Source organism: Hydrogenophaga sp. PML113, from assembly GCF_001777155.1.
Taxonomy (GTDB): Bacteria; Pseudomonadota; Gammaproteobacteria; order Burkholderiales; family Burkholderiaceae_C; genus Hydrogenophaga; species Hydrogenophaga borbori.
The window spans coordinates 290,397-307,410 of record NZ_MIYM01000003.1; the positions used below are offsets into that span (position 1 = coordinate 290,397).

Annotated in this window: 14 protein-coding genes; 1 reads left to right on the plus strand and 13 read right to left on the minus strand. The window is 69.9% G+C overall.

Going from position 1 to position 17,014, the window contains the following annotated elements; all coding sequences use genetic code 11:
* Window positions 1-26 precede the first annotated feature (26 nt).
* Window positions 27-1,466 (plus strand): oligosaccharide flippase family protein, encoded by a 1,440-nt coding sequence (locus tag BHU06_RS07415; RefSeq protein WP_070398515.1) that lies wholly within the window; start codon window positions 27-29, stop codon window positions 1,464-1,466.
* A 31-nt stretch (window positions 1,467-1,497) separates the two neighbouring features.
* On the opposite strand, the gene BHU06_RS07420 is transcribed toward BHU06_RS07415, so the two are convergent.
* Genes BHU06_RS07420 through BHU06_RS07480 form a run of 13 tightly spaced genes read right to left on the minus strand, consistent with a single transcriptional unit; the run spans window position 1,498 to window position 16,976 of the window.
* On the minus strand, window positions 1,498-2,454 hold the full coding sequence (locus BHU06_RS07420; protein WP_083293051.1) for a glycosyltransferase family A protein: 957 nt from the start codon (window positions 2,452-2,454) through the stop codon (window positions 1,498-1,500).
* Window positions 2,451-3,797: a putative O-glycosylation ligase, exosortase A system-associated gene (locus BHU06_RS07425; protein ID WP_070398516.1), complete on the minus strand. Its 1,347-nt coding sequence runs from the start codon at window positions 3,795-3,797 to the stop codon at window positions 2,451-2,453. The genes BHU06_RS07420 and BHU06_RS07425 overlap by 4 nt, the downstream gene beginning before the upstream one ends.
* Entirely contained in the window at window positions 3,790-4,002 is a 213-nt protein-coding gene (locus tag BHU06_RS07430) for a hypothetical protein (RefSeq protein WP_070398517.1), read from the minus strand. The genes BHU06_RS07425 and BHU06_RS07430 overlap by 8 nt, the downstream gene beginning before the upstream one ends.
* Window positions 4,003-4,013: 11 nt before the next feature.
* On the minus strand, window positions 4,014-5,609 hold the full coding sequence (locus tag BHU06_RS07435) for a glycosyltransferase family 39 protein (RefSeq protein WP_070398518.1): 1,596 nt from the start codon (window positions 5,607-5,609) through the stop codon (window positions 4,014-4,016).
* Entirely contained in the window at window positions 5,596-6,810 is a 1,215-nt protein-coding gene (locus tag BHU06_RS07440) for a glycosyltransferase family 4 protein (protein WP_070398519.1), read from the minus strand. The genes BHU06_RS07435 and BHU06_RS07440 overlap by 14 nt, the downstream gene beginning before the upstream one ends.
* 5 nt (window positions 6,811-6,815) lie before the next feature.
* Complete coding sequence (locus tag BHU06_RS07445; protein WP_070398520.1) at window positions 6,816-7,997, minus strand: glycosyltransferase family 4 protein; 1,182 nt, start codon at window positions 7,995-7,997, stop codon at window positions 6,816-6,818.
* 7 nt (window positions 7,998-8,004) lie between these two features.
* Window positions 8,005-9,162, minus strand: a complete 1,158-nt coding sequence (locus BHU06_RS07450; RefSeq protein WP_070398521.1) for a TIGR03088 family PEP-CTERM/XrtA system glycosyltransferase — start codon at window positions 9,160-9,162, stop codon at window positions 8,005-8,007.
* 58 nt (window positions 9,163-9,220) lie between these two features.
* A complete protein-coding gene (locus tag BHU06_RS07455) occupies window positions 9,221-11,134 on the minus strand; it encodes an XrtA/PEP-CTERM system amidotransferase (RefSeq protein WP_070398522.1) in 1,914 nt (637 codons plus the stop codon).
* Between the two features lies 1 nt (window position 11,135).
* Complete coding sequence (locus BHU06_RS07460) at window positions 11,136-12,344, minus strand: TIGR03087 family PEP-CTERM/XrtA system glycosyltransferase (protein WP_070398523.1); 1,209 nt, start codon at window positions 12,342-12,344, stop codon at window positions 11,136-11,138.
* A gap of 10 nt (window positions 12,345-12,354) precedes the next feature.
* Entirely contained in the window at window positions 12,355-13,410 is a 1,056-nt protein-coding gene (locus BHU06_RS07465) for a FemAB family XrtA/PEP-CTERM system-associated protein (RefSeq protein ID WP_175442817.1), read from the minus strand.
* Window positions 13,403-14,269 carry an XrtA system polysaccharide deacetylase gene (locus BHU06_RS07470; RefSeq protein ID WP_070398524.1) on the minus strand — a complete coding sequence of 289 codons (867 nt, stop codon included), beginning with the start codon at window positions 14,267-14,269 and terminating at the stop codon, window positions 13,403-13,405. The genes BHU06_RS07465 and BHU06_RS07470 overlap by 8 nt, the downstream gene beginning before the upstream one ends.
* A gap of 22 nt (window positions 14,270-14,291) precedes the next feature.
* On the minus strand, window positions 14,292-15,440 hold the full coding sequence (locus tag BHU06_RS07475; protein WP_070398525.1) for an XrtA/PEP-CTERM system-associated ATPase: 1,149 nt from the start codon (window positions 15,438-15,440) through the stop codon (window positions 14,292-14,294).
* Window positions 15,441-15,443: 3 nt separating this feature from the next.
* Window positions 15,444-16,976: a TIGR03016 family PEP-CTERM system-associated outer membrane protein gene (locus tag BHU06_RS07480; RefSeq protein WP_070398526.1), complete on the minus strand. Its 1,533-nt coding sequence runs from the start codon at window positions 16,974-16,976 to the stop codon at window positions 15,444-15,446.
* Window positions 16,977-17,014 lie beyond the last annotated feature (38 nt).

Below are 17,014 nucleotides of genomic sequence, written 5' to 3' on the forward strand. Positions count from 1 at the left end.
GATTTCGCACACATCCAAGGCCGCCCTTGAACTCGACCCGCAAGAAATTCGGTTTCCAGCTGATCTTCAGCAATGCGGAAGTCGCCGGGCAGTTGATCCTGAGCATGGTGCTGGCTCGCCTGCTCGACCCGGACGACATCGGCGTGTACTCCATGAGCGCCGTGCTGGTGGCCGTGGCCCACCTGTTCCGCGACTTCGGCGTCACCGCCTTCATCAAGCGGCAGAAGGAGCTGAGCGAAGACACCCTGCGCTCCGCCCTGGGCGTGGTGATGTGCACGTCGTGGACGATGGCGCTGGTCATGTTCCTGAGCGCGCCGCTGTGGTCGGCCTTCTTCAAAGAACCGCGGGTGGAGCACGTGGTGCAGGTGCTGGCCATGGGCTTCGTGCTCATCCCCTTCGGCGCCCTGCCCGGCGCCATCCTGGTGCGCAACATGGAGGTCGTGCGCACCGCCAAGGCCGGGCTGATCGCGCTCGGCGTCTACTTCGTGGTGTCCGTGGTGCTGGCGCTGCAAGGCTTCGGCCACATGACCATGGCCTGGGCCAACCTGATCAACATCGCCACCCACGTCACGGCCGTGCGGCTGCTGTCCACCACGAAAACCCCCTGGATTCCCGGTCTCAAGCACTGGGGCCGCGTGGCCAACTTCGGCGTCGGCGCCATGATCACCTCGGCCATGACGGCGATCGACAACGCCATTCCCGACATCGCCCTGGGCCGGCTCAGCACGCCCACCAACGTGGGCTTCTTCAGCAAGGCCAACTCCACCATCAACATCGCCAGCAGCGGCGTGATGCCGGCGGTGAACTACTTCGCCCTGCCCTACATGGCCCGCCTGCACCACGGCCAGGGCGACATCGCGGCCGAGGTCTGCCGCGTCACCTCCTACCTGGCCACGCTGTTGCTGCCCGCCATGGCCATGACGGCGCTGCTGGCCAACGAGGTGATCTTCCTGCTCTATGGCGCCAAGTGGCTGCCCAGCGCCGTGGCCGTGCCCTGGCTGTGCGTGTCGGCGGGCCTGGGCGTTCTGTTCTCTTTCGTGCCGGCGGCGCTCATGGGCATCGGCAAGCCCTACGTGGCGGGGCTGCCCATGGTGCTGCTGCTGTGCCTGAAGGCGGTGTTCATCCTGCTGCTGTTCAATGGCTCGCTGCAGAGCTTCGCCGAGGCCATGGTGGTCGCGCAGGTGCTGACCGTGCCCATGGGTCTGTGGATCCAGTACCGCTACCTGGGCATCGCCCCCGGGCGCTGGTTGGCCATGGCCTCGCGGGTGGTCGGTCTCACGCTGGTGCTGCTGGGCTGCATGCTGGCGCTGAAGTGGGCCTTGCCGCCCCTGCCCGCCTGGGCCAGCGTGCTGGCGCTGGGCCTGCCGGCGGCCATCGGCTGGGCCTTGCTGCTGCGGCTGTTCGGCCTGCCCTTGTATGGGGAGCTGCGCACGCTGTTCGTGCGCTGGCGCCAGCGCGGGGCCTGAGCGCGGCGCGGGTTCGCGCCGGGGCGAGGTGTCAGCCTCGCAGGCGCTTGACCTGGCTCAGCACCCAGAACGCGGCCGAGCGGCCCACCAGGCAGCCCCGGCGCAGCGATTGCGCGAACTCGCGCGCCGCCACGGCCGGGTCGCCCGACCAGTAGTGGGTGTAGCCGTGGTCGAAATGCGCGCGGCCCAGGCGGTAGCGGTAGTGCAGCGCAGGCAGCCGATGGCCGTCGGGGTCGCTCAGCCCCCAGCGCTCGCGGGCGCGCTCGAGCAGCTCCGCGAGGTGGTTGCGCTCGATCATCCGGTGCATGGCGCTGGCCGGGTGGATGCGGTAGATCGCCATCACCGACGAGAAGCCCTGGATGTGCGCATGGCGCGAGCAGCGCAGCCAGAAATCGTAGTCCTCGCCGCGCTCCATGCTCTCGTCGAAACCGCCGGCCTGGCGGTAGACCTCGTGCCGCATGAGCGGCGTGATCATGCCCAGGGTGCAGCCCATCAGGATGCGCGTGTACATCCAGCCGCTCCACTCGGGGTTGGTGCGCGCCAGGGCCTGCTCGTCGGGGTAGTGCTCGGACGGGTCGGGCCAGGTGCCATCGGGCCCGGGCCGCCAGCGGTGGATCTCGGCGAACACGATGCCGACTTCGGGGTGGGCTTCGAGGTAGTCCACCTGCACCTTCAGCTTGCCGGGCACCCAGAGGTCGTCCGCGTCGATGAAGGCGAGGTAGCGCCCGCGCGCCTGTTCCATGCCCAGGTTGCGCGCGCGCGAGACGCCGCCGCGCGGGCCATCGATCACGCGCACGCGGGGGTCGATGCGCTCCAGCGCGGCGTAGTCGCCGTCGCTGGAGCCGTCGTTGATGACGATCAGCTCCAGGTCGCGGTAGGACTGCGAGAGCACGCTGTCGATGGCGGCGTGGATGTAGCGCATGGCGTTCCACGCCGGCATGATCACCGAGACCATCGGCGCGGCGTCGCGCTGCACAGGCTGGCTCACGCCACGCCCCGGTTCGGCGCCGCGCGCGCGAGGCGCGCCTGTTCGCGCTCGTGCTCGTTCAGGCGCTGGCGCAAATGCACCTGCAGCACCGCCATCAGCATGACCATGAAGTAGGCCATTTCCAGATAGGCCACGCTCACGCTGGCGCCGCCCACCAGATACGCCATGACGGCCAGCATCAGCATGTCGCCCAGGTCGCGCGCCCACACGTAGTCGGGTCCCAGCCGCGTGGCCATGCGCTTGACGGAGAAGCGGTTCAGCAGCGGCAGGGAGAAGATCAAGAGGTAGAGGAACAGCCCGAGGAAGCCCAGATCGCCCATGACCTCGAAGTACACGCTGTGCGCGGCCTTGGCCCGCACGAATTCGGGCTCGGGCAAGTTGAGGAAGTCAAGCAGGCTGGGCGCGGTCTTGAAATGGTCCCACACGTACTGCACCTGCACCGCATGGAAGCCACCGCCGAAGAAGGGGTGCTCCAGCGCCAGGGCCGAGCTGATCTTCCACGCGTGCACGCGGCCCATGAAGGAGTCGTCTTCCTTGGCTTCGCCGATGGTCTCCAGGCGGGCCACCACCGAGTCGGGTACGAACTGCGACAGCAGCAGGCCCATGGCCAGCACGATGAACAGCGTGCGCCAGCGGTGGCGCGAGGTGAGGATGAGCCAGAAGGCCACCACCGCCAGCGCCACGAAACCGCCGCGCGAGCCGCCGCCCATGATGGCCAGAACAATGAGCACGAACACGCTCAGAAAGCCCCAGCGCGCGAAGCGGTGCACCGAGTGCAGGTAAAGGTAATAGGCGATGGGCAGCACCATGGCCAGCGCGGTCGACAGGTGGTTGCGGTCGTACAGCATGCTGCCGGCCGGACCGAACATGTTGTGCGAGCCGCCCGAGACCACGGTCTTCAGGCCCTCGATCACCCCGTGCAGGCCCAGGCCGAACACCACCACCAACAGGATGGCGTGAAAGTGCATGCGCGTTTGCACGAACATCGGCATGAGCATGCTGAAGACCAGGCCCTTCATCAGCAGGTCGAAGTACTTGAAGTTGTTGTCGTTGCCGGCGTAGCCCGTGAGCCAGGAGACCGTGGCGTGCAGCAGAAACACCAGGTACAGGACCACGGCCCAGTTGAATCGGTACTGGCTCCAGTCCACGCGGCGCAGCACCACCAGCAGCAAGGTGATGCCGGCGAAGATGAAGTTCACCCGCGCACTGGCCATGAAGCCGAACAGGAAGCCCGTGGGAATCATCGCGGACGTCCAGCCCCACAGCATGTAGGCGTTGAACGGGCGCACGAAGGCCAGCGGGATCAGGGCCAGCATGGCGAGGGCGAAGAGCAGGTCACGCACCGCGACGCTCCCCAGACCGGCTGCTCGCCGCTCCCTTGCGCTTGCGCTTGCCATCGCCGGCATCGGTCGGCGGATGCTGCTCGTGCACGCGGTACTGAAAGTAGCCGAGGTCGTTGGGCGTGGGCCGCTTCGGGTCGGCCTTGTAGATGCGCCAGCAGACGTAGGTCATGCAGGCCACGTCGAACATGAAGATGAGGGCTTCCATGAGGGTTCGCTTCAGTTCGCGGGGATCGTCCGGCCAATCATCTTGAGTTCGATGTTCAGCGGTTTCGGGGTCGGATTGACGGGCCCCTTGTTGCGAAGGATCACCAGCTCGGTCTCGTGCGCGTGGTGATTGGCGGGCGTGGGGATGCGCGCGACCTCCTCGAATTGGGGGCTGGCCATCAGGTGCTCGAAGCGGCGCATGGCCTCCAGGTCGGTCCAGAACCCCGGTTGCATCACCACGTAGTGCACGCCTTGATCGTTGAGCAGCTGGCCGAGTTCCGCTTCGCTCAGGGATTTTTCCTCGACGCCGAGCTCGCGCCGCACGGACAGGCGCAGCAGGATTTTGTCGGCGCGCAGCACGCTCAGGTCCCGCCGGTCCTCGCGCGCGCGCAGGTTGAAGATGAAGGAGCCGTCGCGGTAACCCGAGAACAGCACCACGCTGTGGCGCGGCGCCAGGCGCGCGATCTGGTCGACCACGCGCGCGTAGCCATCCACGTAAGGCACGGGCCGCCACCAGAGGGTGATGGCGCCGGTGGACAGCACCAGGGCCAGCAGCGCCGCCTGGCCGCTGAGCGCCGGCAGGGCGTCCTGAACCGCCCACACCGCCACGAAGGCCAGGGGCAGCAGCAGGAACACGCTGTGGCGCGCTTCCTTGAGGTCGATCAGCGAGAAGAACACGTAGCCCAGCACGAACCAGCTCAGCCACAGCCCCCACCAGGGCAGCACGGCACGCTGGCGCCAGGCGCGCCACACGCCCCACAGCGCCGTGGCCAGCAGGGGCCAGCCCATCTGCGAAGGCAGTTGCCGCAGGTACCACAGCCAGCCCTGCACGCTCCAGCGCGGGGCCACGGCGTCGGCCACGCCAGCGACGGACTGCAGGTTGGCCTGGCCGAATTTCAGGGTCATCAGGACCACCGGCACCAGGGCGGCCAGCGTCAGCGCGGCGATCGCCCAGTGGTGCCCGCGCCTCAGCAGGCCCAGGCCCTGGTCGCGCGCCAACACGGCCAGGTAGACCAGGCTCACGAAGCCGACGGTGAGCTTGGTGTTCATGGCCAGCACCAGCAGCGCCGCGCTCAGGTAGAGCCAGCCGATGCGCCCGCTGCGCCGGTGCTCCACGAAAGCCACCAGGCTCCAGACCAGGAAGGCGTAAGCAGGCACCTCGGTCATCACCTGCCGGCCCCACAGCGCGATCTCGGGCATCAGCACCATGAGCAGCGCAAAGGCCAGCGCGGGCAGCGGCGCCAGCCAGCAGCGCGCCAGGCGCCAGCAGCCCAGGCCAAAGGCGAAGTAATGCAGGAAGACCACCAGCAGCGCCACCTCGTGCGACACGCCGAACAGCAGGTAGAACGGGGCGGTCAGCGCATAGAGCAGTGGCGGGTAGAAGAGGATGGTGAGCGCCGGGTACTGCGCGTAGTAGTGGTAGGCATAACCCACCGGGTCTTGCCAGGGCCGGTCGCGCAGCAGGTCGGCCACGAAGGCGCTGTTGAGCGCGTGGCGCGCCGCGTCGCTCCACCAGAAGGCACCGCCGCGCGGCGACTGCCAGTAGAGCAGCGCCAGCACCGCGACCAGCACGGCGCTGGCGAGCCACCATGAACTACGCCGTTTCATGCCCTTGACCTCGCACCGCGAGAGGGGGCCGCCCGATCACCGACCGGAACAGCTCGAGCTGTCCGCGGGTGGTGTCGTCCCACGAGAAGCGCTCCGCGTGCCGGCGCACGGCCTCGCGCGCCGGCGGCGTCAGCATGAGTTCGCGCCAGGCCTCGGCCAGCGAGGCGGCGTCGCGCTCGCGCATGAGCCGGCCGGCGTCCGGCGTGCTCACCACCTCGGGCGTGCCCCAGATGTTGGTGGCGATCACGGGCGTACCGCAGGCCATGGCTTCGAGCAAGACGTTGGCCCAGCCTTCTCGGCTGCTGCACAGCGTGAGCACGTCGGCCGCGGCGTACCACCACTTCAGCTCGGCCTGCGGCACCACGCCCGCGAAGCGCACGCGATCGGCCACGCCCAGGCGCGCGGCCAGGGCCTCCAGCTTCGCCCTGTCCGGACCGGAGCCGGCGATCAGCAGGGTGACCTGCGGCAGCTGCGTGAGCGCCTCGATGGCGATGTGGTGGCCCTTGCGCTCGATCAGCAGGCCGACGGAGAGCAGGTAGCGCCCGTCCACCGGCAGGCCCAGGCGCTCGCGCGCCGCCGCGCGCGGCTCGGGCACGAAGCGCTCCAGGTCCACGCCGTTGCGCAGGGTATGCAGCTTGGACGGCTCGCCACCCAGGTCGCGCAGCGTGTCCATGAGCGCCTGGCAGACGCCGATGGAGCCGCTGGCGCGCGCCGCCGTGTCCAGGATCAGGCGGCGCGGGTAGGCGTACTGCGGGATGAGGTTGAGGTCGGTGCCGCGCGCCGTCACCACGAAGGGCTTGCCCAGCCACTTCGCCAGCAGGCCGGCGGCCACGCCGTCGGGGTAGTAGTAGTGGGCGTCGATGAGGTCGAAATCGAAGCCCTCGCGCTGCAGGCGCCTGAGCAGCGGCAGCGCCGCCAGCGCCATGGCCCAGGGCGCGAGGTTCATGCCCACCTTGGGCAGCAGCAGGTAACGCGGGTGAAACACCTCCAGGCCATTGCGTTCCTCGCGCCGGGGGGTGGCGGCGAACTGGGCGTATTCGCCGAAGCGCTTGGCGGTGGACGGGAACCAGGGCACCGGCGCCACGACCTTGGCCTGCACCTCGCCGCTTTTCACCAGCTCGCGCAGCCGCGTCTCCACGAAGATGCCGTGGATGGGCCGCACGCCGCTCGGGAACAGAGAGGAGAAGAGCAGCACCTTCATGGGTGTCATGCGGCCGCCCCGCGGTGTTGTGTCGTCTGGGCCGCCTGGGCCAACGCCACCGCGCGGCGGGCGTTGCCCGTCCAGGTGAGCTCCAGCCGGTCGATGGTGTTCGCGGAGCCCTCGCCCAGGCGCTCGCGCAGCTCCGCGTCGCGGCACACGCGGGTGAGTGCCGCTTCCAGCGCGCCGCGGCCCTGTTCCTCGAACAGCAGCGCGTTGAGCCCGTGCGTGAGCACCTCCATGAGGTTGGGCGTGGCGGGCGCGACCACCGCCTTGCCCAGCGCCAGGTACTCCATGAGCTTGAGCGGCGAGGCGTAGGGCGTGACGGCCGGCTGCAGCGCGATGTCGAAGGCCGCCACGTGCGCGGGCACGGCGTCGCGGTGCACCACGCCGGTGAAGGTGACCCGATCGGACAGGCCCAGGCGCGCCGCCTGCGCCTCCAGCGCGCCGCGCACCGGGCCATCGCCCACCATCAGCAGGTGGGCCTCGGGCGGCGCGTCGGGCGTGGCCATCCAGTCGATGATGCGGTCCACGCCGTGCCATTCGCGCACGAAACCGGTGAAGCCCAGCACCAGGCGGCCTTGCAGCTTGAGCTGGCGTTTGGCCTCGTCGCGGCCCGGCGCCTGCGCGAAGTGTGAGCGGTTGATGCCATTGGGCACCACGTGGATGCGTTCGGCCGGCACGCCGTAGGCCTTCACGTGGTCCGCCAGCACGGCCGTCACTGGCAGCACCGCGTCGGCGCCGCGCCAGGCCGTGCCTTCGGCCCAGCGCGCCAGGCGCTGCAGCGACAGGCCGCCGCTGTGCTGCTCGCGCTCGTGCACCAGCGGGGCATTCACCTCCAGCAGCAGCGGGAGACCGAGCTTGCGCTTGGCCATGACACCGGCCAGCAGGAACAGGTTGTAGCGCTCGTAGATCACGTCGGGCTGGAACTCGCGCGCGGCGGCCACCAGTTTGCGGTAGGCCACGGCGCTGTAGCTGATTTCCATCAACTCATAGAGCGCGCGCGGCAGCACGGCCTTCAGGCGGTGCACCCAGCCCACGCCGCCGCCCATGCGGCCCTCGTCGCCGCCGCTGGCGGGCGCGACGATGCGCACCTCGTGGCCGAGGCCGCGCAGGGCCTCGATCATTTCTTCGATGTGCACGGCCTGGCCGTCTTTGCTGGCGGTGCGGTGGTGGTACAGGATGCGCATGGCGGGTTCAGGCGACCTGCAGGCGCGGCGCCGCGGCGCGCGCGAACAGCGCGGCGTAGGCGTCGACCATGCGGTCGATGGAGTAGTGCTGCTCGGCGCGCTCGCGCGCGGCTCGGGCCAGGCCCTGGGCAAAGGGAGCGTCGTCGTGCAGGCGGTTCAGGGCGCGGGCCATGGCGGCTTCGTCGTCGGAGGGCACCAGCAGGCCACTGACGCCGTCCTCGAACACGTCGGGCGTGCCGCCCACGGCCGTGGCGAGCACGGGGCGGGCGCTGGCCATGGCCTCCTGCAGCGTGCACGAGGTGCCCTCGGCCTGCGAAGGCAGCACGAACACGTCGAGCGCGCGCAGGATGGCGGCCACGTCGCTGCGCGCACCCGGCAGCCAGGCCAGGGCGCGCAGGCCGGCCTCGTCGAGCACGCGCTCGACCTCGGCGCGCAGGCCGCCCTCCCCCACGATGACCAGCCGCGCGCGCGCGGCCAGTTCGGGCCGCTCGCGCAGCCAGCGCACGAAGGCGCGCGCCAGCAGCGGCTGGTTCTTCACCGTCATGAGCCGGCCCACGGTGCCCACCAGCCAATGGCGGCCGGGCTCGAAGGGGCAGCCCTCGATGGCCGGCGCGGGGCCGGGCGAGAAGCGGCGCGTGTCCACCCCGTTGCCGATCAGGTGGCGCTTGGTCTCCGGCACGCCCACGGCTTCGCCGAGGTAGCGGTCCAGGTCGGCCGAGACGGACACGAAGCGGCTCACGAAAGGGGCGTAGGCGCGGCGCAGCCAGCGGTACTTGGCGCTCTGGCCCTGGGGGTCGTGCGCGTCCCAGCCGTGCTCGACGTGCACGCGCCAGGGCACACCCGCGGCCCAGGCCACGGGCACCACCTCGAGCGGGGCGAGGTTGCAGCTGTGCAGCACGTCCGGGCGGATCTCGCGCAGCAGCCGCCAGATGGCGGGGTACTGCTTGAGCGCGTGGCCGGGCGGCTTGTCGAGCGCGATGAAGCGCACGCCCTCGCGCTCCACGCGCTGGCGGAAGTCGCTCACCGTGGTGAGCGAGAGCACCACGTGCTCGAAGCGCTCGGCCGGCAGGCGGTTGATGAGCTGCACGATGACGTTTTCCAGCCCGCCGATGTCGAATCGGTAGACCACGTGCAGCACCCGCAGGCGGCGCGCCCCGGCGTTCATCGGCACGCCTCCGCGCTTTGCGCTGCGGTGCGAACGCCTTCGGGCGGCCGTGCGGCGTTCACGGTTTGTCCTCCGGGCTCAGTTCGTGCCGGCGCAGGAAGGCCTCGAACATCACCAGCATCCACAGCGGCGTGGCGTGGTCGCTGGTGCCGCGCTGGTGCTCGTCCACCAGGCGCTGGAGCTGGCGCTCCTGGAAGTAGCCCGAGTCGCGCAGGCGATCGCCCAGCACGGCTTCTTTCACGCGGCCCGCCAGCGGACCGCGCAGCCAGTCGGCCAGCGGCACGGAGAAGCCCATCTTGGGCCGGTAGAGCACGTCGTGCGGCAGCTTGGGCTCCATGGCGCGCTTGAGCAGGGCCTTGCCTTCGCTGCCATCGATCTTCAGGTGGCTCGGCAAGGTGGCCAGCCACTCGATCAGCTCGTGGTCCATCAGCGGTTCGCGCACCTCCAGCGAGTGGGCCATGCTCGCGCGGTCCACCTTGGTGTTGATGTCGCCGACCAGCCAGGTCTTGTAATCCAGGTACTGGATCAGGGCCAGCGGGTCGTCGGTCTGCGCCTGGTCGGCGTGCTGGGTGAAGACGTCCAGCGCGCTGTAGCCGCCCAGCCCCCGCTTGAAGCCCTCGCTGAAGAGCGCGCTGCGCTGGTCGGCGCGCAGGTGGGACATGCTGTGGTGGTAGGCCTCCACGCTGTCCATGGCCAGGGCCTGGAAGGTGGTCTTGGCGCGCAGCGGGCGCGGCGCCCAGTCGGCCTTGGGGTAGATCTGGCCCAGCGGGCCGAAAACCGGCCGGCGCAGGCCCAGCGGCAGGCGGCGGCGCACGGCCTCCTCGCCCAGGTGCAGGCGGTAGCGGCGGTAGCCGCCGAAGCTCTCGTCGCCGCCGTCGCCCGACAGGGCCACGGTCACGTGCCGGCGCGCCATCTGGCAGACGCGGTAGGTCGGGATGGCGGAGCTGTCGGCGAAGGGTTCGTCGTAGAGCCAGGCCAGGGTGTCGATGAGGCCGAAGTCGTCGCTGCCCACCACGTCGAGCGTGTGGTTCGTGCGGTAGCGATCGGCCACCATCTTGGCGAAGTCCGACTCGTTGAAGCGCGGATCGTCGAAGCCGATGGCGCAGGTGTGCACAGGCGATTCGGACAGGCCGGCCATGGTGGCCACCACGGCGCTCGAATCGACGCCGCCCGACAGGAAGGCGCCCAGCGGCACGTCGGCGATCATGCGCAGTCGCACCGACTCGCGCAGGCGCTCGCGCAGCTCGGCCTGGGCGTCGGCGGCGCTGATGGGGTTGTCGGTGGTGAAGCGCACGTCCCAGTAGGCCTGGGGCTCGGGGCGCGCCGCGCCACCGCGGCGCAGCGTGAGCGTGTGCGCCGAAGGCAGCTTGTGCGCGCCCTCGTAGATGCAGCGCGGGTCGGCCACGTAGCCCAGCGAGAAGTACTCCTCCACCGCCAGCGGGTCGATGCGGCGCTGGAAGCCGGGGTGCGAGGTGATGGTCTTGAGTTCGGAGCCGAAGACGAAGCTGCCGTCGGGCAGCCAGGCGTAGTGCAGCGGTTTCACGCCCAGGCGGTCGCGCGCCAGAAACAGGGTCTGCTGGTGGCGGTCCCACAGCGCGAAGGCGAACATGCCGCGCAGGCGCTGCACGCAGGCCGGGCCCCAGGCGCGCCAGGCGTTGACGATGACCTCGGTGTCGCTGCGCGTGCGGAACTTCAGGCCCAGCGAGCGCAGCTCGGGCACGAGCTGCTGGAAGTTGTAGATCTCGCCGTTGAAGACGATGGCGATGCTGCCGTCCTCGCTGAACAGCGGCTGGTCGCCGGTGGACAGGTCGATGACCGACAGGCGCCGGTGGCCCAGGGCCAGGCCGGGCTCCAGGTGCAGGCCGTCGCTGTCGGGGCCGCGGTGCGACTGCACGTCGTTGATGCGGCGCATCAGCGCCGGGTCGAAGGGCCGCAGGCCCACGGGGTCGAACAGGCCGGCGATGCCGCACATATCAGGAGCTCTCCGTGGTGGGCAGCCAGGCCGCGAGGCGGTCCAGGTTGGCCTGCCAGCTGAAGTTCTGGACAACGTGTTCGCGCGCCGCCGCGCCCAGGCGCTCGCGGCGCGCCGGATCGGCCAGCCAGGCGAGCACGCCTTGCGCGAAGCACTCGGCTTCGTCGCAGCGCCACAGGCCCTGCTCGGCCGTGGCGCCGATCGGCTCGGCGCAGGACGGGACCGTGATCACGGGCTGCCCCATGGCCATGGCCTCCAGGATCTTGTTCTGGATGCCGCGCGCCACGCGCAGCGGCGCCACCACCGCGCCCGCGTGCTGCAGGTAGGGTTCCACCTGGGGCACGGTGCCGGTGACGTGAACCGCGCCGCCCGCCAGCGCCTGCACAGCCGGCGTGGGGTTGCGGCCCACGATCCAGAAGCTGGCCTGGGGCTCGCGCTCGCGGATGCGTGGCAGCACCTCGGTGGCGAACCAGACCACGGCGTCCACGTTGGGCCAGTAGTCCATGGCGCCGGTGAAGACGATGGCGCGCTCGTCGGCCGCAAACGGTGATGGCAGCGCGGGGTCGGGCCGGAAGCGTTCGGCGTCCACGCCGTTGCCGGCGGCTTCCACGCGGTCGCGGCACTCGGGCGCGAGCGAGGCGAAGAGCTCCACCTCCTGCGGCGTGACGAGAAAGCTGCGGCGTGCGGCCAGGGCCATGTCGCGTTCGTGCGCGAGCAGGCGCCGGCCCTCGCGGCGGTACACCCAGGACAGGGGCCAGCGGTGGGCGGGCGCGTACTGCGTCCACTTGGCCGAGTCCACGTCCACCAGGTCGACCAGCATGGGCACCCGCGGCAGCAGCTCGTGGGCGTAGGGCGCCATGGTGGACGAGAACACCACGCTGGCCACGGGCTGGTGCTCGGCCGCCACCCGCCTCACCCAGTCGCGCAGGCCGGCGTGGCGGTAGTAGGCCAGCGACTGGGCCTCGCCCGTGAGCAGCGCGCGCGCGCTGGCGAGCTTGCGCCAGCGCGGGTTCAGGCGCGCCACGTACAGGTCCGGGCACAGGGCGCGCAGGGCGTCGAGGTGGACCTCGTCGGCGGGGTCGTCGATGAAGGTGGCCAGGAAGACCCGGTGGCGCTGCTGCAGGTGGCGCAGCAGGTGGTACGAGCGCACCTTGTCGCCCTTGTCGGGCGGGTAAGGCATGCGGTGGACGAGGTAGAGCAGCGGTGTCATCGCCCTGCCCTCACCCCAGGTTCCTGACGATGTGCGGGCCCAGCCAGTTGGCCACCGGCAGCGGCAGGCGCCGCCAAGTCTCGATCATCAGTTTGTACTTGGGGTTGGCCGGGTTGTTCTGGGGGATGCTGTCGCGCTTGTAGAGCCGGTACTCGTAGTGCAGCGGCGTGGGCTCGAAGCCCCAGTTGCGCTTGAACGAGAACGGCCCGGTGCCGACCTTGCTGCGGCCGTAGTCGAAGACCTTGAGGCCGCGCGCGCAGGCGCGGCGCATGAGTTCCCAGTACTTGAAGTCGTTGCCAGCCAGGTCGCGCGCGGCGGTGTCGTCGCCCGCGAAGGTGGGCAACACCTCGTCGCGGAAGTAGAAGCTCAGCACGCTGGACAGGGGTTTGCCCTGGTCGTCGGTGACGGTGAGCACCTCGCAGTCGTCGCCGAAGGTGTCGCGCAAGGCCTGGAAGTAGCGCCGCGACAGCGCCGGCGTGCCATGGCGGTGCACGTTGCTGGCGTAGAGCGCGAAGAAGCGGTCCACGCCGGGGTCGATGTGCGAGACCAGGCCGTTCTTGATGCCCTTGCGCACCATGGCGCGCTGCTTGCGCGGAATGGCCAGCATGTTGGCCTCTTCGGTCGGCTCGATGGGCTTGCGGAAGGTGACGTACAGCGCGTCCTGCGCGGGCCAGTCGGGGTGGCGGCGCTGCAGGTGGCGCAGTTCCAGGTGGTCCACGCCCAGGCGCTGGGCGATGGCCTGGGCCTCGGCTTCCAGCGCGGCGCGGGCCTCGTCGTCCAGCGCGGCCACGCCGCCATAGGCCGCGAACGGCAGGCTGCTCAGCGAATGGCCGAACAGGCGGCTGTGCACGCGCGCCAGCGGCAGCACGCCGCGGATCTGGCCGTTCGATTCGGCCCACAGGAAATGCGTGTCGTGGCGCAGCACCTCGCGCGTGATGCGCTCCCAACCCGCGCGGTGGAAAAAGGTGGCCTCGGGGCAGGCCGTCACGAAGGCGTCCCAGCGCGCGGCATCCGCGGCGCGCGAGCCATCGAGGCGGTGCAGGCTCAGGTTCGTGGTCTCAGGCAAGCGCCACCTCTGCCTGCCGGCGCCCGAGGAAGATCTGGTCCATGCGGCCCCAGGGCAGGTCCTTCAGGAGCCGGCGCAGCTTGGCCTCGTTGCGCTCGAGATTCACGTAGTGGCGAAAGCGCGTCTTCAGGTCGATGCCGGGCACGCGCGGCTGCTCGGCGTCGATCTCCCAGGGATGGAAATAGAAGATGGCGGACTCGCCGTCGCGCCGGTTCACCGATTCGATCATCCAGCGCGACAGGCTGTAGGGCAGCAAGCGGAAGTAGCCGCCGCCGCTGGACGGCAGGTTGCGGCTGAAGACCCGCAGCGTGGTGGGCGGCACCTCGATCAGGCCCTCGCGCACGGGGTGCACGAAGCGCGGCGCGTCGGGCGAGCCGTAGTGGTCGTGGCGCACCGGGTAGATGCTGGAGCTGTAGCGGTGGCCGGTGTCGGCCAGCACGTCCAGGGCCCAGAGGTTGCCCTCGCCGATAGAGAAACTCGGCGCGCGGTAGCCCAGCACCTCCACGCCGCCGGTGTCTTCCAGCACGCGCCGCGCGCGCACCACGTCGTCGCGGAAATCGGTGGCGTCCAGGTCGCTCACGCGCTGGTGCCCATAACCGTGGCTGGCGAGCTCGTGGCCCTGCTCGACGATGCGGCGCACCATGGCCGGGTAGCGCTCGGCGATCCAGCCGAGGGTGAAGAAGGTGGCCTGCGCGCCCTCGTCGGCCAGCATCTGCAGGATGCGGTCCACGTTGCGTTCGACGCGGCACTCGCAGCGGTCCCAGTCGCTGCGCCGGATGTAGGGCGCCAGGGCGGAGACCTGGAAGTAGTCCTCGACGTCGATGGTGAGGGCATTCAGGCGATCGGTTTTCATCAGCATGAGGTGCTCTCCCTGAAAGGGGTCAGCCCGGCGGCGTGTCGCTGGGCGCGCCGCCCTGCGGACCGTTTCCATTGCGTCCCTTGCGGGCGCCCGCGACGATGCGCCGCAGCGAGCTGAGGATTTCCAGGCTGATGCGCTCCTGGCGCAGCACGCTGCGCTCGATGCGCAGCAGGCGCGCGCTGAGCTGCTCGGCCGCCACCTGCGTGAGCTGCTCGGACATGCCCTCGACCATGCCGGGGTCGATGTCCAGGTCCAGCGGCTCGACCTGGTCGGTGAGCGTGGGCGGCATGCCGCGCAGGGGAATCTCGGCCAACGGGCCCCAGCGGCTGGCGTCCTGCTCGGTGCGCGTGGGCGAGGCGGCGGTCTCGGCGCGGGCCTCGTTCACCACGTCCTGGAAGGCTTCCAGCGTGAGGTGCGGCGTCTCGGCCAGGAAGCCCTGCAACAGCAGCCGGTCCACCAGCAGGTTGATGCGGCGCGGGATGCCGCCCGACTCCTGGTGCAGCAGCGCGAAGATGCCTTCGTCGAAGGTGGGTTTGTCGGTGGCGCCGGCGCACTTGAGGCGGTGCTCCACATAGCCGCGCGTGTCCTCCTCGTCCAGCGGGCCCAGGTGGCAACGCGCCGTGACGCGCTGGCGCAGCTGCAGCATGCGCGGGCTTTGCAGGATGTCGCGGAACTCGGGCTGGCCGATCAGGAAGGTCTGCAGCAGCGCCTGGTCGCCGAACTGGAAGTTGGAGAGCATGCGCAGCTCTTCCACCGCCTGGGGCTGCAGGTTCTGCGCCTCGTCGACGATCAGCAGGCAGCGCTTGCCCTGCGAGACCTGGGTGATGAAGTAGGCCTCCAGGGCCATGAGCATGTCGGCCTTGCTGTTGCCCTTGACGGACACGCCGAAGGCGGCGCACACCAGCTTGAGCGCGTCCTCGGCGCCCAGCTGGGTGCTGACGAGCTGGGCGGCCACGACCGAGCCGTTCTCCAGGCTGTCGAGCAGGTCGCGCACGATGGTGGTCTTGCCAGCGCCCACCTCGCCCGTGATGACGATGAAGCCCTCGCCGCGCATGACGCCGTACACCAGATAGGAGCGCGCGCGCCGGTGCGGCTTGCCCGAGAAATAGAAACGCGGGTCCGGGTTGAGCTGGAAAGGCTTGCTCTTGAGCCCGTAGAAGGCTTCGTACATGGATCAGAACCGATGGGAAACCATGGCCTGAATGGCCGTTTCCCGGTAAGGGGTGGTGGCGTCGAACGACGAGCGGCGCAGCATCACGACACCGGTGGTGCGGGCGCTCAGGCGCGTGGTCAGCGCCAGGGTGATCGAATCGAGCCGGTTGAACAGCGTCGTGCCCACGCCCACGTTTTCCTGGCGCTGGAAGGTGATGCTGGCCGCGGAGCGCGGCGAGAGGCGGTGCGCGTAGGCCACGCTCCAGCCCTTTTGCAGGATCTCGCTGGCGAAGTTGAAGTCGTCGCCGGTGACCAGGCTGTTGTTGAGCTGGTTCGAGCGCGTGCGCTGGATCGCGGCCGTGAGGGCGCCGCGGTTGAGCATCAGCACGAAGGCCAGTTCCTGGATGCGCTGCTCGGTGACGAAGGACGTGAGGTAGCCGGGGAAGTTGGTGGTGTTGCCCGGTAGGCCCAGGCGCTCCAGCTCGCTCTGCACGCGCTGCGCGCGCTGCACCGGGTCGGGGATGCTGCCGCCGTACAGGGCGTCGAGCAGGCCCGACAGGGTGGTGCTGCCGTCGCCCAGTCCCAGCTGGCTGGTGGAGATGTCGCGCGAGTCCGTGAAGCGCACCACCGCGCGGCGCATCTGGTACTCGGCCTGAAGGTTGTGGTCGTGGCCGAAAAAGCGCTTGTTCGCGCCCATGGCAATGCGCGCGTTTTGCGTCGGTCGCCAGTTGAAGCCGCCGCCCCAGGTGGAGTAGGACTCGGTATCGGCCGTGAGCACGTTGTTGGATTCGCGGCCGCCCTGCACGTAGACCAGCAGCGTCGGGGTCACCGCGTAGTTCAGTTGGCCGATCACCTGCTGCAGCGTGACCTTGCGGCCCAGGCTGTAGTCGAGGTTGCTGCGCGAGGCGTCCAGCGCCCAGCCCAGGCGGGCCACGCCCTCGCTGCTGGCCAGGCGGCCCGAGACGGTGTTCTCGTCGATGTCCGATCGGTTGTCGGCCTGGGTGCGCGAGGTGAAGCGGCTGTAGCGCAGCTCGTAGTCAACGGCGTCGTTGAAGCTGCCGCGCAGGTAGGGCGAGATACGGAACTGCTTGGTCTCCGCCAGGTTCGGGCGTTCGAAATCGCCCACCGGTTGAACATCGAAGGCCGAAACGCGGCTGCGGCCGACGTTGCCGTTGAACTCGACGAAGGCGGTGTTGTTCCAGGCGTCGAGCAGCAGGTTGGCGTCCAGGCCCTGCAGGTGGTCCTCCTGCCCCACGCCTTGCGCCTGGTACAGGCCGCTGAGCGAGTAGTCGACGCTGCCGGTCAGGCGCGGCAGGTTGAAGACGGCCAGCACCGAGGCGCCCAGCTCGGTGGTCCATTCGGACTGGCGGTCGGTGCCGCTGAGCAGGTAGTTGTCGGTGTACCACTGGCGGGCGAACACGCGCGGCTCTATCCACACGCGCGGCGGCGGCCCCTGCGGCGTGATCGACTCCTGCACCTGGGTGGCGGCGCCCGGCACTTCCATCGGCACCTGCGCGCGCGCCGTTCCCGCCAGCGCCAGGGTGGCCAGGGCCACGGCGCTCAGTGGCAGGCGGCACCGGAGGCGCGGGATCG